18 protein-coding genes and 1 pseudogene are annotated in these 20,702 nt (G+C 70.9%); 11 read left to right on the top strand and 8 right to left on the bottom strand.

Translation table 11 applies throughout. The features are described from left to right. From ACFY5C_RS36850 to ACFY5C_RS36840, 3 genes are all read left to right on the top strand, one after another. Positions 1 to 1,593 (top strand): glycosyltransferase family 4 protein, encoded by a 1,593-nt coding sequence (locus tag ACFY5C_RS36850; protein ID WP_389453239.1) that lies wholly within the window; start codon positions 1 to 3, stop codon positions 1,591 to 1,593. 100 nt (positions 1,594 to 1,693) lie between these two features. After that, positions 1,694 to 2,428 carry a class I SAM-dependent methyltransferase gene (locus ACFY5C_RS36845; protein WP_389453236.1) on the top strand — a complete coding sequence of 245 codons (735 nt, stop codon included), beginning with the start codon at positions 1,694 to 1,696 and terminating at the stop codon, positions 2,426 to 2,428. Continuing rightward, a complete protein-coding gene (locus ACFY5C_RS36840; protein ID WP_389453234.1) occupies positions 2,425 to 3,495 on the top strand; it encodes a prenyltransferase in 1,071 nt (356 codons plus the stop codon). Before ACFY5C_RS36845 ends, ACFY5C_RS36840 begins: the two co-directional genes overlap by 4 nt. Positions 3,496 to 3,503: 8 nt before the next feature. On the opposite strand, the gene ACFY5C_RS36835 is transcribed toward ACFY5C_RS36840, so the two are convergent. Beyond that, positions 3,504 to 3,797: a hypothetical protein gene (locus ACFY5C_RS36835; RefSeq protein WP_328428111.1), complete on the bottom strand. Its 294-nt coding sequence runs from the start codon at positions 3,795 to 3,797 to the stop codon at positions 3,504 to 3,506. Between the two features lie 171 nt (positions 3,798 to 3,968). On the opposite strand from ACFY5C_RS36835, the gene ACFY5C_RS36830 reads away from it, so the two are divergent. Genes ACFY5C_RS36830 through ACFY5C_RS36820 form a run of 3 tightly spaced genes read left to right on the top strand, consistent with a single transcriptional unit; the run spans position 3,969 to position 7,622 of the window. Further along, positions 3,969 to 5,297, top strand: coding sequence for a hypothetical protein (locus ACFY5C_RS36830; RefSeq protein ID WP_389453231.1), 1,329 nt, complete (start codon positions 3,969 to 3,971; stop codon positions 5,295 to 5,297). Then, the gene (locus ACFY5C_RS36825; protein WP_389453228.1) at positions 5,294 to 6,862 is read left to right on the top strand and encodes a substrate-binding domain-containing protein; all 1,569 of its coding nucleotides are present in this window, start codon (positions 5,294 to 5,296) and stop codon (positions 6,860 to 6,862) included. Before ACFY5C_RS36830 ends, ACFY5C_RS36825 begins: the two co-directional genes overlap by 4 nt. After that, entirely contained in the window at positions 6,849 to 7,622 is a 774-nt protein-coding gene (locus ACFY5C_RS36820; protein ID WP_389453225.1) for a hypothetical protein, read from the top strand. The genes ACFY5C_RS36825 and ACFY5C_RS36820 overlap by 14 nt, the downstream gene beginning before the upstream one ends. 15 nt (positions 7,623 to 7,637) lie before the next feature. Here ACFY5C_RS36820 and ACFY5C_RS36815 read toward each other — a convergent pair whose 3' ends face one another. From ACFY5C_RS36815 to ACFY5C_RS36795, 5 genes are all read right to left on the bottom strand, one after another. After that, positions 7,638 to 8,648, bottom strand: coding sequence for an LLM class F420-dependent oxidoreductase (locus ACFY5C_RS36815; RefSeq protein WP_389453222.1), 1,011 nt, complete (start codon positions 8,646 to 8,648; stop codon positions 7,638 to 7,640). 102 nt (positions 8,649 to 8,750) lie between these two features. After that, positions 8,751 to 9,545, bottom strand: coding sequence for a hypothetical protein (locus tag ACFY5C_RS36810; protein ID WP_389453219.1), 795 nt, complete (start codon positions 9,543 to 9,545; stop codon positions 8,751 to 8,753). Positions 9,546 to 9,709: 164 nt separating this feature from the next. Beyond that, the gene (locus ACFY5C_RS36805; protein WP_389453217.1) at positions 9,710 to 10,648 is read right to left on the bottom strand and encodes an N-acetylmuramoyl-L-alanine amidase; all 939 of its coding nucleotides are present in this window, start codon (positions 10,646 to 10,648) and stop codon (positions 9,710 to 9,712) included. A 64-nt stretch (positions 10,649 to 10,712) separates the two neighbouring features. Then, positions 10,713 to 11,363 (bottom strand): class I SAM-dependent methyltransferase, encoded by a 651-nt coding sequence (locus ACFY5C_RS36800; RefSeq protein ID WP_389453214.1) that lies wholly within the window; start codon positions 11,361 to 11,363, stop codon positions 10,713 to 10,715. Between the two features lie 121 nt (positions 11,364 to 11,484). After that, positions 11,485 to 12,330 carry a hypothetical protein gene (locus ACFY5C_RS36795; protein ID WP_389453337.1) on the bottom strand — a complete coding sequence of 282 codons (846 nt, stop codon included), beginning with the start codon at positions 12,328 to 12,330 and terminating at the stop codon, positions 11,485 to 11,487. 189 nt (positions 12,331 to 12,519) lie between these two features. Here ACFY5C_RS36795 and ACFY5C_RS36790 point away from each other — a divergent pair. Continuing rightward, a pseudogene (locus ACFY5C_RS36790) lies at positions 12,520 to 12,786 on the top strand (hypothetical protein); the annotation flags it as partial. A 36-nt stretch (positions 12,787 to 12,822) separates the two neighbouring features. Here ACFY5C_RS36790 and ACFY5C_RS36785 read toward each other — a convergent pair. Then, positions 12,823 to 14,565: an MFS transporter gene (locus ACFY5C_RS36785; protein ID WP_389453211.1), complete on the bottom strand. Its 1,743-nt coding sequence runs from the start codon at positions 14,563 to 14,565 to the stop codon at positions 12,823 to 12,825. A gap of 184 nt (positions 14,566 to 14,749) precedes the next feature. On the opposite strand from ACFY5C_RS36785, the gene ACFY5C_RS36780 reads away from it, so the two are divergent. After that, complete coding sequence (locus ACFY5C_RS36780; RefSeq protein WP_389453208.1) at positions 14,750 to 16,180, top strand: MFS transporter; 1,431 nt, start codon at positions 14,750 to 14,752, stop codon at positions 16,178 to 16,180. A gap of 395 nt (positions 16,181 to 16,575) precedes the next feature. On the opposite strand, the gene ACFY5C_RS36775 is transcribed toward ACFY5C_RS36780, so the two are convergent. Further along, positions 16,576 to 17,208, bottom strand: coding sequence for a response regulator (locus ACFY5C_RS36775; protein ID WP_389453334.1), 633 nt, complete (start codon positions 17,206 to 17,208; stop codon positions 16,576 to 16,578). A gap of 499 nt (positions 17,209 to 17,707) precedes the next feature. Here ACFY5C_RS36775 and ACFY5C_RS36770 point away from each other — a divergent pair, with 499 nt between their 5' ends. The 3 genes from ACFY5C_RS36770 (at position 17,708) to ACFY5C_RS36760 (ending at position 20,701) form a co-directional block, all read left to right on the top strand. Continuing rightward, positions 17,708 to 18,583: a MaoC/PaaZ C-terminal domain-containing protein gene (locus tag ACFY5C_RS36770; RefSeq protein WP_389453205.1), complete on the top strand. Its 876-nt coding sequence runs from the start codon at positions 17,708 to 17,710 to the stop codon at positions 18,581 to 18,583. A 32-nt stretch (positions 18,584 to 18,615) separates the two neighbouring features. Next, positions 18,616 to 19,692 carry a Zn-dependent alcohol dehydrogenase gene (locus tag ACFY5C_RS36765; RefSeq protein ID WP_389453202.1) on the top strand — a complete coding sequence of 359 codons (1,077 nt, stop codon included), beginning with the start codon at positions 18,616 to 18,618 and terminating at the stop codon, positions 19,690 to 19,692. A gap of 70 nt (positions 19,693 to 19,762) precedes the next feature. After that, positions 19,763 to 20,701 (top strand): 3-oxoacyl-ACP reductase, encoded by a 939-nt coding sequence (locus ACFY5C_RS36760; protein WP_389453199.1) that lies wholly within the window; start codon positions 19,763 to 19,765, stop codon positions 20,699 to 20,701. The last annotated feature ends 1 nt before the right edge of the window (position 20,702 follow it).

Raw genomic sequence — 20,702 nt, 5'->3', positions numbered from 1 at the left:
GTGACCGCTGAGGCCAGGGAGGCCGGGTCCCCGACGGACCTTGCCGCCGACGGCGAGCGACCGCTCGACATCGCGCTTCTCACCTATAAAGGGAACCCGTTCTGCGGTGGCCAGGGCGTCTATGTCCGGCACCTCTCCCGCGAACTGGCCCGCCTCGGACACCGCGTCGAGGTCATCGGCTCGCAGCCCTACCCCGTCCTCGACGAGGGTGCGCAGTACGCCGGCCGCCTGACCCTCACCGAGCTCCCCAGCCTCGACCTCTACCGCCAGCCCGACCCCTTCCGCACGCCCAAGCGTGACGAGTACCGCGACTGGGTCGACGCGCTGGAAGTGGCGACCATGTGGACCGGCGGGTTCCCCGAGCCGCTGACGTTCTCGCTGCGCGCGCGCCGCCATCTGCGCGCCCGGCGCGGCGAGTTCGACGTCGTACACGACAACCAGACGCTGGGATACGGCCTGTTGGGCGACGTGGGCGCACCCCTCGTCACCACCATCCACCACCCCATCACCGTCGACCGGCAACTGGAGCTGGACGCGGCGGAGGGCTGGAAGCGGCGGATGTCCGTACGCCGCTGGTACGCCTTCACGCGCATGCAGAAGCGGGTCGCGCGCCGGCTGCCGTCGGTGCTGACCGTGTCGGGTACGTCCCGTGCGGAGATCGTCGACCATCTCGGCGTCGGGCAGGACCGTATCCACGTGGTGCACATCGGCGCGGACACGGACCTGTTCTCGCCGGATCCTTCGGTACGGCAGATCCCGGGCCGCATCGTGACGACGTCCAGCGCCGATGTCCCGCTGAAGGGCCTGGTCTTCCTCGTCGAGGCCCTCGCCAAGGTCCGCACCGAGCATCCCGACGCCCACCTGGTCGTGGTCGGCAAGCGGCCCGAGGAGGGCCCGGTCGCGCAGGCCATGGAGCGCTACGGCCTCGAAGGCGCCGTCGAGTTCGTCAAGGGCATCTCCGACGCGGAGCTCGTCGACCTCGTGCGCTCGGCGCAGGTCGCCTGCGTGCCGTCGCTCTACGAGGGCTTCTCCCTGCCGGCCGCCGAGGCCATGGCCACGGGGACGCCGCTCGTCGCCACGACCGGCGGGGCGATTCCCGAGGTCGCCGGCCGCGACGGTGAGACATGTCTGGCGGTGCCGCCGGGCGACCCGGGCGCCCTGGCCGCCGGCCTGAGCCGCCTGCTCGGCGACCCCGAACTCCGTGACCGCCTGGGCGCGGCCGGACGCGACCGGGTCCTGCGCAACTTCACCTGGGCCAAGGCGGCGGAGGGGACGGTGTCCCGCTACCGCGAGGCCATAGCCCGCTCGGAGGGCCGCGAGGCGGGCCGCGCCGCGGGCCCGAGCACCGGCCGCTCCATGCCGGCACCGGAGGCCGAGCCGGTCAGGGGGGCCGAGGCAGGCAAGACGACCGAGCCTGCGCAGTCCGGCGATGCCATACGGATGACGGAGGTCGAGGTCGCCGTGACGGCGGGCGACGCCGTGCCGGGGCCGGAGGAAGCCGCCAGGGTCGGAGAGGCCGCGCAAGTGACGGAGGCTGCCGCGGCGGCCGCCGGGGCCGGCGAAACCGTGCGCGTGTCCGAGGCCGCCCAGTGACCGTCGTCCACCCGCCCACCCACTCCCGCCACCTCAGCCGCTCAACCTCCTCCAGTTGCTCCCTCCACCCCCACCCTTCCGACCGCGAAAGCAGGGCCACGTGCTGACCGTCGACTTCTCCCGGTTCCCGCTCGCCCCGGGGGACCGTGTTCTGGATCTCGGCTGTGGGGCCGGCCGGCACGCGTTCGAGTGTTATCGGCGCGGTGCCCAGGTCGTGGCGCTGGACCAGAACGCCGAGGAAATCCGCGAGGTCGCGAAGTGGTTCGCGGCGATGGAGGAGGCGGGAGAGGCCCCCGAGGGCGCCACCGCCACGGCGATGGAGGGTGACGCGCTCGCGCTGCCGTTCCCCGACGAGTCCTTCGACGTCGTGATCATCTCCGAGGTCATGGAGCACATCCCGGACGACAAGGGCGTACTCGCCGAGATGGTGCGGGTGTTGAAGCCCGGCGGGCGGATCGCCGTCACCGTGCCCCGCTACGGGCCCGAGAAGGTCTGCTGGACGCTCTCCGACGCGTACCACGAGGTAGAGGGCGGCCACATCCGCATCTACAAGGCGGACGAGCTGCTCGCCAAGATCCGCGAGGCCGGACTGAAGCCGTACGGCACGCATCACGCGCACGCGCTGCACTCGCCGTACTGGTGGCTGAAGTGCGCGTTCGGCGTCGACAACGACAAGGCGCTGCCGGTGCGGGCGTACCACAAGCTGCTGGTCTGGGACATCATGAAGAAACCGCTGGCGACGAGGGTGGCCGAACAGGCTCTCAACCCCCTGATCGGCAAGAGCTTCGTGGCGTACGCGACCAAGCCCCACCTCCCCCGGGTGGACGCCAAGTGACGACCCCCCGGACAGAACACCTCGTCCTGCCCGGGGTCCTCACCGCCGAGCAGGCCGCCGCGACCGTCGCAGGGATCCTCGCCGTACAGCGGGAGGACGGGGCGATCCCGTGGTTCCGTGGGCACCACCTCGACCCGTGGGACCACGTCGAGGCGGCGATGGCGCTGGACACGGCCGGTGAACACGCCGCCGCCGAGCGGGCGTACAGCTGGCTGGCCACCCACCAGAACGAGGACGGCTCCTGGTACGCCGCCTACGCCGACGGGGCCCACGACGACGTCACCGACTCCGGGCGCGAGACCAACTTCGTCGCCTACATAGCCGTAGGCGTCTGGCACCACTATCTCGCCACCGGCGACGACACGTTCCTGGACCGGATGTGGCCGTCCGTCTACGCGGCCATCGAGTTCGTCCTGAAGCTCCAGCAGCCGGGCGGGCAGATCGGCTGGCGGCGCGACGACGACGGCACGGCGACGCCGGACGCGCTGCTGACCGGTTCGTCGTCGATCCACCACGCGCTCAGGTGCGCCCTCGCGATCGCCGAGCAGCGCGAAGAGCCCCAGCCGGACTGGGAGTTGGCGGCGGGTGCGCTACGGCACGCGATCCGTCGCCACCCCGAGCGGTTCCTCGACAAGAACCGCTACTCGATGGACTGGTACTACCCGGTGCTGGGCGGGGCGTTGACGGGCGCCGAGGCCAAGTCGCGTATGGAGGAAAGCTGGGACCGATTCGTCGTCCCCGGACTCGGGGTGCGGTGCGTCGTACCCAACCCGTGGGTGACGGGCGGCGAGTCGGCCGAACTCGCCCTGGCCCTGTGGGCGATGGGCGAGTCCGACCGGGCGCTGGACATCCTCCAGTCGATCCAGCACCTGCGGGACCCGGAGAGCGGCCTGTACTGGACGGGCTATGTCTTCGAGGACGCCGCCATCTGGCCGCGCGAGCTCACGACTTGGACGGCGGGGTCGCTCCTGCTCGCCGTCGCCGCGCTGGGTGGGCATGAGGCGACATGCACGGTGTTCGGTGGGGATCGCCTGCCGACGGGCCTGGACCCGGACTGCTGCGGCTGACGTCGAGGTCAGTGGCGGTGGACCCGGTTGGCGATGGCGTGACCCACGAACAGGTACACGACCGCCGCCAGGCCGTACCCCGCCACGACCCTCGCCCACTCCTCGTCGAAGGTGAACAGGTCGTGGGACCAACCCGCCAGCCAGCGGGCCGCGTCATGGACGAACTGGACGAAGTCGTTCGCCCGGTTGGCGTCCAGCAGGTACATCAGGATCCACATGCCCAGGATGAGGGCCATGACGTCAGCGACGATCGCTATGGCCGTGCCGGCCTGGTTGGAACCGTTGCGATATCTAGGGGACATGCTCTGCGGGTAGCCCTGGATGCGTGACTGAAACCCTTGACCAAAACTCGCGGTTGAACATTCCGACCGGAACCCGAACGGGTCCTCACGTTCAACTGGCGTTCCGCGCAAGGACATTCACCGCTCATCGTGATCACCGACGATCCTCCTCCCGAGAGGGCAGGAGAGCCGGTGTCCGAAGCAGACAGACCGCACGCCACATCCGAGGCCGACAGACCACGCACCGCTCCGGAACCACGACTGCGCACCCGTGACAGGGGCCGTCCCCGTGCACGGTTACCGATCCACGTCATCGTCGCTCTTCCGCTCGCCCTGGCAGGGCTGATCGCACTGCTGATCACGGGCAACGCGCTGCGGCCGTTCGACCGCATCACCACGATCGAGGCCAGGATGGCCTCCAAGTCGGACTACTTCAAAGACCCCGAGGTGCAGCGGCTGCTGCTGAAGCACGGCCTGCGCGTCGACATCCACCGGCTCGGCTCCCGCGGCATCGCCACCCAGTCCCTGAAGGGCATGGACGCGGTCTTCCCCTCCGGCCAGCCCGCCGCGAAGCTGATCCTCGACCGCCAGGACCACTCCGTGCGTTCGGTCCGCCCCTTCGTCACGCCCCTGGTGCTCGGCACGTTCCGGGACTACGCCGAGACCCTGCGGAAGATGGGCGTGGCCAGCGCCCAGCCCACCACGGACGGCGGCAGGACGCTCTACTACGACCTCGACATGCGCAAGTTCATGGACCTGCTGGACGGGACGGCCGGCGGCCGTGAAACCGGCGACCAGGACCGGGACGGCACCCCCGAACGCGCCGACACCTGGAACGGCATCGGCTTCGACAAGGCCGGCGTGCGCAGCAACAGCGGCCGCGTCCTGGTCCGCACCTCCAGCGTCTGCGAATCCAACTCCGCGGGCACCTACCTGAGCATCCTCGCCTTCGTGGCGAACGGCGACAGCACACCCGGCGCGGGCGCGGGCGACGAGGCCAGGGCGACGGAGGAGGCCGAGGCGGTCGCACGGAGGATCAAGCCCCTCATCGACCTCCAGGGCATGTGGGCCGACGAACAGGCCGACAGCTACCTCTCCGACCTCGGCGAGAGCATCGCCCCCATCTCCCTGATCTACGAGCACCAGTACCTGGCCCACCAGATCGAGTACCGGCAGAAGTACAGCAAGCAGGACACCGACCGCGTACTGCTCTACCCCACCCCCTACGCCCTCACCGAGCCGCAGCTCATCGCCCTGAACGACAAGGGCGACCGGCTGGTCCGCGTCATCGAGCAAGACCCGGAACTGCGCCAGCGGGCCATCGAGTTGGGCTTCCGCGTCCGCTTCTCCGGCGAAGAGGGCACCAGCGACCAGCTCAACGACTACCTGGGCGAGCACGGCATCCAGGTGCCGACTCCCAACCGCGACGAGACGAAGGTGTACGAACCCGACCTGGACGTCCTCCAGGAGATCATCAACTCCGTGGGCTCCTGCCCGCCGCCCGTGCTGGACGCCCCATGAAGCAGTACGCACGCACCCTCACCGCCTGTCTGACGCTGACCCTGCTCGCCGCCCTCACCTCCTGCACCCAGGGCGACGAGAACGTGACCCTGCGGGTCCTCGCCAGCCCCGAACTCGCCGACCTGGAACCCCTGCTGGGCGAGCTGAGGGACGACACCGGCGTCGCGCTGGACATGGACTACCGGGCGACCGCCGACCTGTCAGGCGCCGGGAGCTCGTCGTACGATCTCGCCTGGCCGGCATCCGACCGTTCGTACCTGCTGCGGCTCCTGGAGAAGGGCGAGCAGACGGCCCGGCCCGAGTCGACCTCGATCATGCGCTCGCCCGTGGTGGTCGGCCTCACCCCGGAGGTCGCCGACAAGCTGCGTGCCGACGTACCGGGCGGACGGCTGTCGTGGGCCGACATCGCGGATGCCGCCGCCGACGGCACCGTACGGTTCGGGATGGCCGACCCGCGCAGCAGCGACACCGGGCGCGCGGCCCTTGTCGGCGTCGCCACCGCGGCGGCCGGAACCGGCAGCGCGCTGCGCGAACAGGACGTCTCCTGCGACCGGTTGCGCGGCTTCCGCTCCGGGCAGACGCTCACCGCCGCCAGCTCACGGGAGCTGATCGCGTCGTACCCGGGCCATCAGGACGAGGCCAACGCGCTGATCGCCCACGAGTCCGAGCTGCTGTCCCTGAACTCCGCGAAGAAGCTGCGTGAGCCGCTGCGGATCGTCCACCCCGAGGACGGCATGGTGCTCTCCGACTTCCCGCTGCTCCTGCTCGACCCCGGAGAGCGGACCGCGTACCGCAAGGTGGTCGACTGGCTGCTGACCGACGACGTCCAGAAAAAGCTGATGCAGCGCACCTGGCGCCGGCCCGTCAACCAGGACATCACTCCGGCCGAGCCCCTGCGGGAGGCGGTCGGCAACGCCCTGTCCTTCCCTGACCGGCTCTCCATCGTGGAGCAACTGGTCGCCGACTACGGCGATCCCGCGAGCGCCACCACCGACCAGGTGGTGTTCCTGCTCGACTTCTCCGGCTCCATGCGCGGAAAGCGCATCGCCGACCTGCGCGCCGCCTTCGCCGGACTGAGCGGCGCCGACCCCTCGTCCACCGGCAAGTTCGCCCGCTTCTACCGCGGCGAGCACCTCACCGTCGTACGGTTCGGCGGCCGGGTTCTTCAGGAGCGCACGGTGACCGTGCGCGGCGGCGGCGATCTGCGCACCCTCGGCAAGGTCGTGGCCACCGACTCCTTCGACGACTCCACCGCCGTCTGGTCGGCGCTGGACCGCGGCTACCGCATCGCCGCGGACGCGGTGCGCCAGGCGCCCGCACGACCCGTCGCCATCGTGCTGATGACCGACGGCGAGAGCAACGCCGGCATCTCCTATGCGGAGTTCCTGCGCCGCTACGACCGCCTCGGCGCCGACGCACGCGACGTGCCCACCTTTCCCGTCCACTTCGGCGAGGCCGACGCGGCGGCATTGAAGAAGGCGGCCGCGGCGACGGGCGGCCGCATGGTCGACGCGAACCGTTCCTCCCTCTCCGACGCATTCAAGGAGATCCGTGGGTGTCATTGACAGTCAGTGGTGGAGCATGCGGTGGCCGTGGATGGTCGTCTGGCTCCTGACCGCGGCCTGCGTCGCCGTGGTGGCCCAGTACGTGGTCGCCCGCTGGGTGGCCGCCCGGCGCAGGCGGCGTCTGAGGGACGGGCGCATGTTCTCCGGCATGTGCATCTACCTCCACGAGACGCGGGTAGAGGGCGTCGCGGACATCCTCGGCATACCGAAGGCGGACGTGAACGTCTCCCACGAGACCAGCCTCTCCACCGGCTTCGGGCTGTTCAGCCGGTTCACCCTCGGCGGCCGGGCCGAGCGCGACCGGAACACGCAGACGCGCACGGAGTACTGGGAACCCAACACCCCCATGAAGACGATCCGCCTGATCATGGACCGGCTGCGGGAGCGGGACATGGTGGTGGACGCCGACCTCGCGACCGAGCAGCTCTTCCTCACCGCGGCCCTCGCCGATCAGCTGCGGGGCACGGAGACCAGGGGCACACCGCTGACCGCCGTCAGGGGCACCTACATCTCCGTCTCCGGCCTCTTCACCGTCCGCAGGGACGGCGAGGACGTCATCCTGCGCGCCCGCTACGGCACCGGCGAGCCGCGCGCGCAGGTGAAGATCACCTGCGAGAGGTCCTGGGTCCGTGAGGAGGAGTTCCGGGTCGACAGCTTCGCGGCGGAGGAGGAGTTCCCGGCCACGTGTCTGGGCCGGGTGCGCACCTGGAACGGCACGACGGGCGAACTCACGCTGGACCCGATCTCCGTCTTCCAGTGAACAACAGCTGTGCGGCTACGAGTTGAGCTCGGCGAGCACCCGCAGCGTGGCCCGGTCGGGTGAGAGGGCGAGCAGGTCGGTCACCGGCCCCTTGCGCCACAACTCCAGCCGCTCGGCGATGCGTTCACGGGGACCGACGAGGGAGATCTCGTCGGCGAACGCATCGGGTACGGCGAGCACAGCCTCCTCCCGCCGCCCGTCGAGGAACAGCTCCTGGATCCGCCGAGCCTCCTCCTCGTACCCCATCCGCGCCATGAGGTCGGCGTGGAAGTTGCGGGCCGCGTGGCCCATGCCGCCGATGTAGAAGCCGAGCATGGCCTTGACGGGGAGGAGACCCTCGGAGACGTCGTCGCAGACCTGCACTCGGGCCATGGGGGCGACGAGGAAGCCGTCGGGAAGGTCGCCGACCGCCTCCCCGTACACGTCCGGCCTGCTCGGCGACCAGTACAACGGCAGCCAGCCGTCGGCGATGCGGACGGTCTGGGCGACGTTCTTCGGCCCCTCGGCGCCGAGGAGCACGGGGAGGTCCGGGCGCAGCGGATGGGTGATCGGCTTCAGCGCCTTGCCGATGCCGGTGGCGTCCGGACCGCGGTACGGGTGGGCGTGGAATCGCCCGTCGAGTTCGACGGGTGCCTCGCGCCGCAGCACTTGCCGTACGACATCGACGTACTCCCGCGTCGCGGTCAGCGGCGACTTCGGGAACGGCCGCCCGTACCACCCCTCCACCACCTGCGGGCCCGACAGCCCTAGCCCCAGCATCATGCGACCGCCGGAGAGGTGGTCGAGCGTGAGGGCGTGCATCGCGGTGGTGGCGGGGGAGCGGGCTGCCATCTGCGCAACGGCCGTACCGAGCTTGATCCTTGAGGTCTGCGCGGCGATCCAGGTCAGCGGCGTGAAGGCGTCGGAGCCCCAGGACTCGGCGGTCCACACCGAGTCGTAGCCGAGCCGCTCGGCCTCCTGGGCGAGGGGTACGTGGTCCGCGGAGGGGCCGCGGCCCCAGTATCCGAGTGCGAGCCCGAGCCGCATGTCCGCCTCCTGACGGTACGTCAGATGTGCTTGGAGGCTTGGACTGTACGACGACGGCCCCTCACCGGGAAGGGTGAGGGGCCGTACGGGACGGTCAGGGGCTCAGCCGCGCTGAATACCCGAGGTGTCCTGGAGCACGCCACGGCGGCCGTCCTGCGTCTGCGCGACCAGGGCGGCTCCGCGCTGCTCGACGGCCAGGTACCAGGTGCCGGGCGCGAGTTCGGCGATCGGCGTGGGTGAGCCGTCCTCGGCGAACAGGGGGCGCGCCACGGGTACGGCGAACCAGAACGGGGAGAAGTCGCCGGCGGGCGCGGGCGTCGGCGAGGGCGCCTGCGGCTGACCGCCACCGAAAGGCTGCCCCGGCTGCGGCTGCCCACCGTACGGCTGCTGCGGCTGCTGGGCGCCCGGGTAGCCGTAACCACCCTGCGGCTGGCCGCCGTAGGGCTGGGGGGCGGCGGGGCGGGGAGCCGGGAGCAGGGCGGCCTGGAGGGCGGGGACGAGGGGGGTGGCGATGGCGCTGCCGGCGAGGGCCAGGGCGGCGATCAGACCGAGGATGAGACCGACACCCGTGTCTTCCGCGTCGATCGTCCACCACAACAGCGCCCAAGCGGCCGCCACCGCCAGGCCGACACCGAGGGGGCCCATGTCAAGACCGGCGACCTTGCGCGGCTGAGGGAGCAGGTGGGCGACCACGATGAGTGCGGCGCCGATCACGCCGGTCATGTACGTACCGAGCCCGAGGCCGATGCTCACGTCCCAGGCGTTCGGAATGCTGACGTTCTCGCAAACGGCGTCCGGGCCGTCGCAGCTGGCAACGCCGAGGAATGACGCGATGAACAGCAATACCGCTGCTCCGATCACCACGCCGTCGCCTCGAGTGAGGGAGCGGATATTCACTTCAGGTCCTTCGTCAGTCGTCTCAACATCGGTATCGCTGGAGGCGTCGCTGTCACCATGTCGCCGTCAGGCCCCGGTGTGAAGCGCGGGGGTGGCCCCTCATCGTAGGAATGACCTTATCGTCCGACCGACGAGGGTGTCCGCCGGGATCAACCCGTGGACCACTACCCGCGCAGGAAACTCACGATTCCCTCAGAGATCCCTCGCGCAGCCTTCTGTCGCCACACGTCGCTGGTGAGCAACGCCGCGTCCTTGGTATCGCGCATGTTGCCGCACTCGATGAACACCTTGGGAACCGTTGACAGATTGAGACCGCCGAGGTCCTTACGCGTGACGAGGCCGGTGCCGTCGCCGACGTAGTTGGAAGGGGCGTTGCCGGTGACGCGGACGAAGGAGCCGGCGATGCGCTCGCCGAGGTCGCGGGAGGGGACGACGATGGGACCGGTGTCGGCGGCGCCCGCGTCGACCTCGCCGGGGAGGATGACGTGGAAGCCGCGCTGGCCCGCGCCGGCGCCGTCCGCGTGGATGGAGACGACCGCGTCGGCGTCCGCCTTGTTGCCGATCTTGGCGCGCTCGTCGACGCAGGGCCCCCAGGAACGGTCGCCGTCCTGGGTGAACTTGACCGTGGCGCCCTGCTGCTGGAGCAGTGTGCGCAGACGGTGGGCGACGTCCAGGGTGAACTTGGCTTCGGTGTAGCCGTCGTTGGTGGACGTGCCCGTGGTATCGCACTCCTTCCAGTTCGTGCCGATGTTCACCTTGCGGTTGATTTCGGCGGTGTGCTGGAAGTTGTTCGGGTTGTGGCCCGGGTCGATGACGACGACCTTGCCCTGGAGGGGGCCGGAGACGGACGTGGAGTCCGCGGTGGGCGTCGGGCCCGGCGGCTTGTCGTCGTTCGTGGCGGAGACCGTCGGTACCGAGTCCGACGGGGGCGAGGACGGCTGCACGGCGGCGTTGCCGGAGCCGCCGCCCTGGGTGCCCAGCGCCTCGTACATCACCCATCCGAGCAGGGCCCCCGGCACCAGGGCGGCGACCGCGACGGTCAGGGTTCGGCGGCGATTGCGGCGGGGCTGGGGAGGATCGAAGTCCGGACCTACGTACGACACGCGTGACACCTTACGGGCCGAACATGGCGTGCGTTGGGAAGGCGCGGTCGGGCGGCGCCGGAGTTCAGACCCCTGGCCCCGTCCGCCGCAGCACCCGCAGCGAGTCCGTGACCGATGTCTCCGTGAAGGCCGCGGACTCCAGTGCCCGCAGATACACCCGGTACGGCGCCTGTCCGGTGAACTCGTCCTCCGGGTCCGGGAACACGTCGTGGATGACGAGCAGACCGCCCTCGGCGACATGCGGGGCCCAGCCCTCGTAGTCGGCGGTGGCGTGTTCGTCGGTGTGACCGCCGTCGATGAAGACGAGACCGAGGGGGGAGTTCCAGACCTTCGCGACCTGCGGGGAGCGGCCGACGAGGGCGACCACGTGCTCCTCCAGACCGGCCCGGTGCAGGGTCCTGCGGAACGTCGGCAGCGTGTCCATCACGCCGAGCTCGGGGTCGACCGTCTCCGGGTCGTGGTACTCCCAGCCCGGCTGCTGCTCCTCGCTGCCGCGGTGGTGGTCGACCGTGAGGGCCGTCACACCGGCCTCGCGGGCGGCGTCGGCGAGGAGGATCGTGGACCGGCCGCAGTAGGTGCCGACCTCCAGGAGGGGGAGGCCGAGGCGGCCGGCCTCGACGGCGGCCTCGTACAGGGCCAGGCCCTCGTTCACCGGCATGAAGCCCTTCGCGGCCTCGAACGCGGCCAGGATCTCGGGCTTGGGGGCCAAGGTCATCGAGGGGGCCTTCCGGTCGTACGTGCGTCAAGGCGCCCCATGCTGCCGTACCCCCTGGTCGGCGGGTCACAGGGGGGTACGGCGGTGCTGCATCAGGATGCGTCGCAGATGTCGGGTTTGCTCACCTTGATGCCGGTGGTGGCGAGGTCGTTCGGGCCGATCGGAGCTGAGCGCGCAGGGCAGGCAGCCGGGCGCAATCTGCCGAGTCGGACAGGCCCTCGCTCAAGGCCAGCAGCGAAAGGAGTTGCACCGGTCGGCCGGCTGTGGCGGCGGCTTCCAGTTTGTGGTGGCCGTCGAGGAGGAAGTGCGTCAGGCCCCAGTGCCGGTAGTGGTCGGCCGGCATGCCGGAGGCTGGTTCACACACGTCCAGAGTCGAGACCGCGACAGCCGTCGGGACCGTTCCCCGGCCCATGAGTTCGACGTACTGCTCGACGCGGTCCCGGGTGTTCCACGTCGGGGGAACCATGGGTACGACGAACTCATAGAGGTGAGCGGACGTGTCGACTGCGGTCTCGAAGGTCCGGTAGTACGGCGTATGCGGGTACTCCGGGAGGCCCCAGAACTGGTCGAGCCCCCATGTGGCCACCTGCTCGCCGCTGAAGTAGTCGCCTTCCCGGCCGGGGACGATCAGGCGGGGCTCCACGCGCAGCAGCGCCGGAACGTACTGGCCCTCCGGCAGCAACGCACCGAACGCATCGATCACGTCGCCGTCGTCCGGATCGGCCAGCGCGCCGGTGAGCCGTTCCTGCACGCTCTCCAGCGACAGCGTCTGCGTGGCGGTCTGCAAGCGACGGAACAGGAAAGGGCATGTTCCGCACCAGAAGCTGAGTTCGAAGGCGGGTTCCCCGTCGACCACCAGCAACCTGCGCCCGGGCCCGCCCCCGGTCTCCTGCCGCTCCGCCTCGAAGCGCAATCGAGCGTCGGTGGCAGGGACGCCGAGCCTGCGCGGCTCGCCCGATTTGATCATCACGCACCGACCGTATGGGACGCTGCGGGCCGACACCACCGGTTACTGAGCTTGTTCGGCGGGCGCACTGCCCAACCGCCCACCGGGCCCGTGCGGCCGGCGTGAGGGGCCTGTCGGACGTCAGCGTGTTCAACAAGGCGAACTGTCGGGGCTTCAGCGACCGGGTGGACACCCGGTGCGAGAAGAAGAGCCAAGCTCACCGTCACCGGCAAGCTGTCCCGGGCCAACTGGGAGGACCTGAAGTACCACGGTTTCACCGGGCAGAGCGTGAAGCTTCAGTTCAAGAAGGCCGGGACCGCTCACTACCGCACGGTCAAGACGGTGAAGACGGGCGAAGCCGGGAAGCTCAGCACCAAGGTCACCGCCACCTCGGCGGGAAGCTGACGCTGGTACTTCCCCGGCACTACGAGGACCGCACGGGTCGTGTCGGCGGGGGACGGCGTGAATCTGAAGTAGCGGCCTGCCCGGAAGCCCCGCGCCCTGGCGAGGCGGCTACGCCGAGACCGTCTCCTCCGGCAGCGACAGGTCCAGGTCCACCGGGCTGTCGTCGCCCGCGTGCGTCGCCGAAGAGGCGAGCGGGGCGTGGCCGTCGGCTCGGGCGGCCAGGACGTAGGGGCCCTGGGCGGGGACGGTGAGGGCGTAGGTGCCGTCGTCCGCCGAGAGGGTCGCGCCTGCCTGGCGGCCGCGGCGGTCGATGAGCGTGACCTTGGCGCGGGCGACGGGCGTGCCGGTGGCGTCCAGGACGCGGCCGCGGAAGCCGCGCAGGGCCTCCTCGGCGCGTTCCAGATTGGCGTCCTCCTCGCTGCTGGCGCGCAGCTGCGGGTGGGCGGTGGCCGAGCGCTGCTTCGGGAGGAAGAGGGCCAGCAGGAGGCCGACGGCGACCGCGCCGGTCGCGATCAGGAAGGAGACGCGGAAGCCGTGCATGGTCGGGATCTCGACGCCGCCGACGTTGTTCGCCGTGTTGGCCAGCACCATGCCGATGACGGCGCTGGAGACCGACGTACCGATGGAACGCATCAGCGTGTTGAGGCCGTTCGCCGCGCCCGTCTCCGAGGCCGGGACCGCACCGATGATGAGGGCGGGGAGGGAGGAGTAGGCGAGGCCTATGCCCGCGCCGAGGATCACCGCGATGACGAGGCTCTGCCAGGGGGCGCTCATCAGGCCGAGGCCGGCGCCATAGCCGATGGCGATGATCAGCATGCCGAGGATCAGGGTCGTCTTGGGGCCGTACTTCGCCGAGAGGCGGGCGTAGACCGGGGCGGTGAACATCATCGTCAGGCCCAGCGGCGCCACCAGCAGACCCGCGACGACCATGGACTGGCCGAGGCCGTAGCCGGTCTCCTTCGGCAGCTGGAGCAGCTGGGGGAGGACCAGGGAGACGACGTAGAAGCTGACGCCGACCATGATCGAGGCGAGGTTGGTGAAGAGGACGGCCGGGCGGGCCGTGGTGCGCAGGTCGACCAGGGGGGCCTTCGTGCGCAGCTCGTAGACGCCCCAGAGCAGGAGGACGGCGGCCGACGCGCCGAACATGCCGAGCGTGGTGGCGGACGTCCAGCCCCAGTCGCTGCCCTTGGTGATCGGGAGGAGGAAGAGGACGAGGCCCACGGAGAGGCCGAGGGCGCCGAGGTAGTCGAAGGAGCCTTCCGCGCGGAGCTTGGACTCCGGTACGACGAGGAGGGTGAGGCCGATGGCCAGGACTCCGAGGCCGGCGGCGCCGTAGAAGAGGGCGTGCCAGTTCGCGTGCTGGGCGACCAGGGCCGCGGCGGGCAGGGCCAGTCCGCCGCCGACGCCGATCGAGGAACTCATCAGGGCCATGGCCGAGCCGAGCTTCTCGCGGGGCAGCATGTCGCGCATCAGGCCGATGCCGAGCGGGATCGCGCCCATCGCGAAGCCCTGGAGGGTGCGTCCGACGATCATGGGGAGGAGGGTGCTGGTGAACGCGCTGATCAGCGCGCCGATCACCATCACGGACAGGCTGGCTATGAGCATGCGCCGCTTGCCGTAGAGGTCACCGAGGCGGCCCATGATCGGCGTGGCGACGGCGCCCGAGAGGAGAGTCGAGGTCAGGACCCAGGTGGCGTTGCTGGGCGCGGTGCTCAGCAGCTGCGGCAGGTCCTTGATGACGGGGACGAGCAGAGTCTGCATTACCGCGACAACGATGCCCGCGAAGGCGAGGACCGGGACGAGAGGGCCGGTCGCTCCGCCGGTGGGCTTTTCGGTCGTCGTTTGTGTCATGTGTACCCCGAACTCCGTCTGCCTGGGCAACTATTCCGATGCTTTGGGTCACTAACGAAATCTTGACCTTCTCTTGAGGAACGGACCGCGGCCCAGGTCGGCGTGATTTGTTGACCGGCTTGATTTGTTGACCTAGGGCGAATTCCTGATGCCAGGAGCGTCCGTCGTTGAGAGCATGACAGGCATGCTCGAAGCCGCCGACGTCACCCGTGCCCCCCGCCGTGCCACGCCGCCCACCTGGCTGGTGGTGGCGCTCGCCTGTGCGGGGCAGTTCCTGGTCGTGCTCGACGTGTCCGTCGCGAACGTGGCACTGCCCTCGATGCGGGCCGACCTGGGGATGAGCGCCCAGGGGCTGCAGTGGGTCGTGAACGCGTACGCCATCGCCTTCGCGGGGTTCATGCTGCTCGGCGGACGGGCCGGGGACCTCTACGGCCGTAAGCGGATGTTCCTCGTCGGGCTCGGGGTGTTCACCCTGGCCTCGCTGGCCGGCGGGCTGGCCCAGCAGGAGTGGCAGCTGCTGGCCGCGCGGGCCGTGCAGGGGCTGGGTGCGGCGGTGCTGGCGCCCTCGACGCTGACGATCCTCACGGCGGCGGTGCCGGAGGGGGCGGCTCGGGCGCGGGCCATAGGCACGTGGACCGCCGTCGGCGCGGGCGGTGGTGCGGCGGGCGGGCTCGTCGGCGGGCTGCTGGTGGAAGCCCTGTCGTGGCGCTGGGTCCTGCTGATCAACGTGCCGGTGGGCGCGGTCGTACTGGCCGGCTCCGTGCTGTGGCTCGCGGAGAGCCGGGCCGGGGACCGGCGGCGGCTGGATCTGCCGGGGGCGGTGCTGGTGACGGCGGGGCTGGCGACGCTGGCGTACGGCATCTCGCAGACGGAGGCCTCCGGCTGGACGGCGGCGGACACGGTCCTGCCCCTGCTCGCCGGGGCCGCCCTGATCGGCGTCTTCCTCGTCGTGGAGTCGCGTACGGCGGCGCCGCTGATGCCGCTCGGGCTGCTGCGGGGGCGGGCGGTGGCGTCGGCGAACGCGGCGATGTTCCTGTGCGGGTCGGCGATGTTCTGCATGTGGTACTTCATGACGCTGTACGCGCAGAACGTGCTCAGTTACACCCCGCTGGAGGCCGGACTGGCGCTGGTGCCGAGCTCGCTGGCCGTGATCCTCGGCTCCAAGCTCGCGCCGCTGCTCATGCGGTGGTCCGGCCCGCGCACCGTCGCGGCCGCCGGCACGCTCGTGGCGGTCGCCGGCTTCGGCTGGCAGTCGACGCTGAGCGTGGACGGCGCGTACCTGACCTCGATCATGGTGCCGGGCATCCTGATGATGCTGGGCGCGGGCCTGGCGGCGACACCTCTCGCGGCCCTGGCCACGTCGGGCGCGGAGCCGGGGGAGGCCGGTCTGGTCTCGGGTCTCGTCAACACCTCCCGCACGATGGGCGGTTCACTCGGCCTCGCGGTCCTGTCGACCTTGGCGGCGGCCCGCTCGGGCGGCAGCGATACACCGGCGGCGCTGACGGAGGGGTATGCGCTGGCGTTCCGGACCGGGGCCGGGGTGCTGGCCGGTGGAGTGGTGCTGATGGTGGTCTGGCTGCCGCGGAGGGGACGGGGCAGTGAGGGGGCGAGCTGACGCGGGGGATGTCGGCTCGGCATTGCCGCGGGGTGGTTCGCGCGAGGGGGTGCAGTCGTCCGCGTGACGGGTCGGCCGGCAAATGCTCAGGGGCGCAGGGGAGGCTCGTCCGTGGGGGGAGGAGGAGGGGCGGCGCGGTCGGGCCCGCGCCCGGCGCCTTCGCCTCCGCAGCTGCGGTGGCTCGGTGGTCGGCTGCCCCGGCCGGGTGGGCGTGTGTCTGGTGCTGGCCGGGTGGGCGAGTGCCTGGTGTCGGTCGGGTGGGGGAGTGCCTGGTACCGGCCGGGGGGCGAGTGCCTGATACCGACTAGGGGGCGAGTGTCTGGTGCCGGCCGGGTGGGGGAGCAGCGCCCCGGCGCCGGCCGATCCGGACGAGCTCCTTGCGGGGAGGAACCCCGCTACAACCAGCCCTGCTGCCGAGCCTCCCGCAAAGCCTCCATCCGGTTGCGCGTACCCGTCTTGCCGATCGCGGAGGACAGGTAGTTGCGGACCGTCGACTCGGAGAGGTGGAGCCGGGTCGCGATGTCGGCGACCGTCGCGCCGTCCGACGAGGCGTTGAGAACGTCGCGTTCGCGGGCGGTGAGGGGGCTGGGACCGGCGCTCAGGGCGGCCGCGGCGAGCGCCGGGTCGATCACCGTCTCGCCGGTCAGCACGCGGCGGATCGCGGCCGCCAGTTCCTCCACGGGGCCGTCCTTGACCAGGAAGCCGGCGGCGCCCGCCTCCATGGCCCGGCGCAGATAGCCGGGGCGGCCGAAGGTCGTCAGGATCAGCACCCGGCAGTCGGGGGCCTGGTCGCGCAGCTCGGCGGCGGCGTCCAGCCCGCTGCGGCCAGGGAGTTCGATGTCGAGGAGGGCCACGTCCGGGCGGTGGGTGAGGGCGGCGTCCACGATCACGTCCCCGGTCCCCACCTGTGCCACGACCTCGATGTCCGCCTCCATCCCGAGCAGTAAAGCGAGTGCCCCGCGCATCATGCCCTGGTCCTCGGCGAGCAGGACCCGGATGGACTTGGCGGGCCGGTGATCCTGCGGCATCTCGTTCACGGGGCAAGAGTAGGACGCACGGGGTTCGGTGGACCGTCCCCGGTCAGCACGAAAAGTGGTTGCCCCCTGACATGGAAGGGGGCGTGCACCGGTGGGTGAATCTCGCTCCGCGTGCTGTCTGCGGACGCGGCCCTCAGCGGAGTCGGTGTGCACGAAACCTTGCGCCTCCAGGACATGTCCCGTCCCCCGTTCGTCGGTTCCGTCCCCAGTGTCATGGCTCCGACGCTACGGATCGAGGCGCGCGTGCGGCAGGTCCGGTTGTCAGCACTCCGGCAGGACGAATGTCACGGCCCCCGTCGAGCAGGCAGAGCAGGTGGACGCCGAAACCAGATCTGATGCCACGTCAGGAGCCTTCACAACTGCCGAGCGCTCGGCTATACAGAGGGCGCCGGACTGGAACGCGTTCTAGAACGGCCCGTGACGACCTCGGTGCGGCCGACGGTGCGGACGGCCGTACCGGGGTCTTGACTCCGCCACCTTCAGGAGCCGTATGCCCATCGACGCAGCCAAGGCCCTCGCCGCCGAGCCCCGGACCGGCGAGATCTCCTGGAACTCCAAGGACGTCCAGCTCTACCACCTCGGCATCGGCGCCGCCGCCAATCCCGACCGGCGCAGCCCCGCCACCGACCCCGACGAACTGCGCTACACCCTGGAGTCCCGGCTGCACGTGCTGCCCAGTTTCGCCACCGTCGCGGGCTCCGGCTCGCCCGGAGTGATCAGCGGACTGTCCATGCCGGGCATCGAGGTCGACCTCGCCCGCGTCCTGCACGGCGGCCAGAGCCTCGTGATCCACCGGCCCATCCCGGCGGCGGGCACCGCCACCGCGACCAACCGGATCGCCGCCCTGTACGACAAGGTCAAGGCGGCCGTGCTGGTGCTGCGCACCGAAGTCGCGGACGCCGAGGGCCCGTTGTGGACCAACGACGCCCAGATCTTCATCCGCGGTGAGGGCGGCTGGGGCGGCGACCGCGGTCCGTCCGCTCGTCTCGAACCACCCGTCGGCGAGCCCGAGCGCACCGTCGAGCGGCCGATCCGCGAGGACCAGGCCCTGCTGTACCGCCTCTCCGGCGACTGGAACCCGCTGCACGCCGACCCGGAGTTCGCCAAGGTCGCCGGCTTCGAGCGGCCCATCCTGCACGGCCTGTGCACCTACGGCATGGCCCTCAAGGCGGTCGTCGACACGCTGCTCGGCGGGGACGTGACCCGGGTGCGGTCCTACGACACCCGGTTCGCCGGGGTCGTGTATCCGGGGGAGACCCTGCGCATCCGCATGTGGCCCGGCGCGGGCAGCGTCCGCGTGGCCGTGAGCGCCGTCGAGCGGGACGACGCGCCCGTCCTCGCCGACACCGTCGTCGAACACACCTGAGTCAAGAAACGCCGTACGAGGGGAGCCGCACCATGCGCGCAGCCGTACTGCACGAGATCGGCCAGGACAAGCTGGAGGTCCTCGACGACGTCGAGGCGGTGGGCTTCGGCCCCGGGAGGGCGAGGGTCCGGGTGCGGGCCACCGGACTGTGTCACTCCGACCTGTCCGCGATGGGAGGGGTGCTGCCCCAGCCGGCGCCCTTCGTGCCCGGCCACGAGGGAGCGGGCGAGATCCTCGAGGTCGGGGAGGCCGTCACCCACCTCAAGCCGGGCGACCGGGTCGTCGTCTGCTGGCTGCCCGCCTGCGGCGCCTGCCCCGCCTGCAAGCGCGGCCAGACCGAGCTGTGCCTGGCCGGGTTCATGAACGCCGGCACCCCCAACTTCAAGCGCCCCGGCGGTGACGTCTTCGGCTTCGCCGGCACCGGCACCTTCGCCGAGGAGGTCGTCGTGGACGCCGGCTGCGCGGTGCCGATCCCCGACGACGTGCCCTTCGACATCGCCGCCCTCATCGGCTGCGGCGTGACCACGGGACTCGGTGCCGCCCTCAACACCGCAGACGTGGAGGCCGGTTCGTCGGTCGCCGTCATCGGCTGCGGGGGCGTCGGCATCTCCGCGATCCAGGGAGCGCGGCTCAAGGGTGCCGCCGAGATCGTCGCCGTCGACCCGGTCGCCTCGCGCCGCGAGTCCGCGCTCAGGTTCGGCGCGACCAGGGCCGTCGCACCGGACGAACTGGCCGACGCCAAGCAGCAGGTCACCGCCGGTGAGGGCTTCGACTACGTCTTCGAGGTCGTCGGCAAGTCCGCCACCGCCCGCACGGCATACGAGTACACCCGGCGCGGCGGCACGCTCGTCGTCGTCGGCGCGGGAGCCATGGACGACTTCCTCCAGCTCAACATGTTCGAGCTGTTCTTCGACGAGAAGCGGATCCTGCCGTCCATGTACGGCGGCGGTGACGTCCTGCGCTCCTACGAGCGGACGATCGCCCTGTGGCGGGCGGGCCGGATCGACCTCGCGGGCCTGATCACCCACCGGGTGCCGCTGGCCGACATCAACGAGGCCCTGGACCAGATGCGGACGGGCACGGCACTGCGCACGTGCATAGAGATCTGACCGCGCTGACTGACCGCGGCGCTGACTGACCGACCACGCTTCCTGACGGCCACGCTTCTCTAGGAGCCCGATGTCACTGCCACTCGAGGGACTGTCCGCGATCGTCACCGGCGCCGGACGCGGCCTGGGCCGGGCCGAGGCGCTCGAACTCGCCCGGCTCGGCGCGGCCGTCGTCGTCAACGACTACGGGCAGCCCGGCCGGGACGGCTCGGGCGAGGCATCCGCCGGGCCCGCCGAGGAGGTCGCCGCCGAGATCCGCGCGGCGGGCGGCACCGCCCTCGCCCACACCGGGGACGTGGCCGACTTCCAACAGGCGGGCGTGCTGGTCGAGTTGGCCGTCGCCGAGTTCGGCAAGCTGGACATCCTGGTCAACAACGCCGGCATCCTGCGCGACCGCATGGTCTTCTCCATGGCGGAGGCGGAGTGGGACTCGGTGATCCGGGTCCACCTCAAGGGTCACTTCAACACCATCCGCTTCGCCGCCGCGCACTGGCGTGAGCGGTCCAAGGCGGCGGGCGGGGCGGTGTACGGCCGGGTCGTGAACACGTCCTCGGAGGCGTTCCTCGCCGGCTCCGCCGGACAGCCCAACTACGCGGCCGCGAAGGGCGGAATCGTCGGGCTCACCACCTCCACCGCCCTCGCGCTCGCCAAGTACGGCGTGACCGCCAACGCCATCTGCCCGCGCGCCCGGACCCGCATGACCGAGGACGTCTTCGCGGGCCTCGACCGGCCGGAGGACGGCCTGGACCCGCTCGCCCCCGAGCATGTCGCCCCGCTCGTCGGCTACCTGGCCTCCCCGGCCGCCGCCCGGATCAACGGCCAGCTGCTCGTCGTGCACGGCGGCATGGTGGCGGTCGTCGAACGGCCGCGGGTGGCCGCGAAGTTCGACAGCAAGCAGGAGACGTTCACCTATGACGAGCTGGACGCGCTGCTCACCCCGCACTACGCGGAGCTGCCGGAGGGGGAGACGTTCGGGGCGGTGGAGGTGCTGGGGCTGAAAAGGGCATAGC

Origin of the sequence: Streptomyces sp. NPDC012935 (assembly GCF_042900345.1) — a bacterium.
Classification (GTDB): domain Bacteria; phylum Actinomycetota; class Actinomycetes; order Streptomycetales; family Streptomycetaceae; genus Streptomyces.
Note: the sequence above shows the minus strand (reverse complement) of the source record. Positions and strands in the feature narration are given on the sequence as shown.

What these genes read in the sequence shown, in the direction of transcription:
- ACFY5C_RS36800 (WP_389453214.1), bottom strand. Translation starts at nt 11,363, where the DNA reads ATGACCTTGGCCCCCAAGCCCGAGATCCTGGCCGCGTTCGAGGCCGCG.
- ACFY5C_RS36825 (WP_389453228.1), top strand. Translation starts at nt 5,294, where the DNA reads ATGAAGCAGTACGCACGCACCCTCACCGCCTGTCTGACGCTGACCCTG.
- ACFY5C_RS36780 (WP_389453208.1), top strand. Translation starts at nt 14,750, where the DNA reads ATGCTCGAAGCCGCCGACGTCACCCGTGCCCCCCGCCGTGCCACGCCG.
- ACFY5C_RS36815 (WP_389453222.1), bottom strand. Translation starts at nt 8,648, where the DNA reads ATGCGGCTCGGGCTCGCACTCGGATACTGGGGCCGCGGCCCCTCCGCG.
- ACFY5C_RS36785 (WP_389453211.1), bottom strand. Translation starts at nt 14,565, where the DNA reads ATGACACAAACGACGACCGAAAAGCCCACCGGCGGAGCGACCGGCCCT.
- ACFY5C_RS36775 (WP_389453334.1), bottom strand. Translation starts at nt 17,208, where the DNA reads ATGCCGCAGGATCACCGGCCCGCCAAGTCCATCCGGGTCCTGCTCGCC.
- ACFY5C_RS36765 (WP_389453202.1), top strand. Translation starts at nt 18,616, where the DNA reads ATGCGCGCAGCCGTACTGCACGAGATCGGCCAGGACAAGCTGGAGGTC.
- ACFY5C_RS36770 (WP_389453205.1), top strand. Translation starts at nt 17,708, where the DNA reads ATGCCCATCGACGCAGCCAAGGCCCTCGCCGCCGAGCCCCGGACCGGC.
- ACFY5C_RS36795 (WP_389453337.1), bottom strand. Translation starts at nt 12,330, where the DNA reads ATGATCAAATCGGGCGAGCCGCGCAGGCTCGGCGTCCCTGCCACCGAC.
- ACFY5C_RS36835 (WP_328428111.1), bottom strand. Translation starts at nt 3,797, where the DNA reads ATGTCCCCTAGATATCGCAACGGTTCCAACCAGGCCGGCACGGCCATA.
- ACFY5C_RS36760 (WP_389453199.1), top strand. Translation starts at nt 19,763, where the DNA reads ATGTCACTGCCACTCGAGGGACTGTCCGCGATCGTCACCGGCGCCGGA.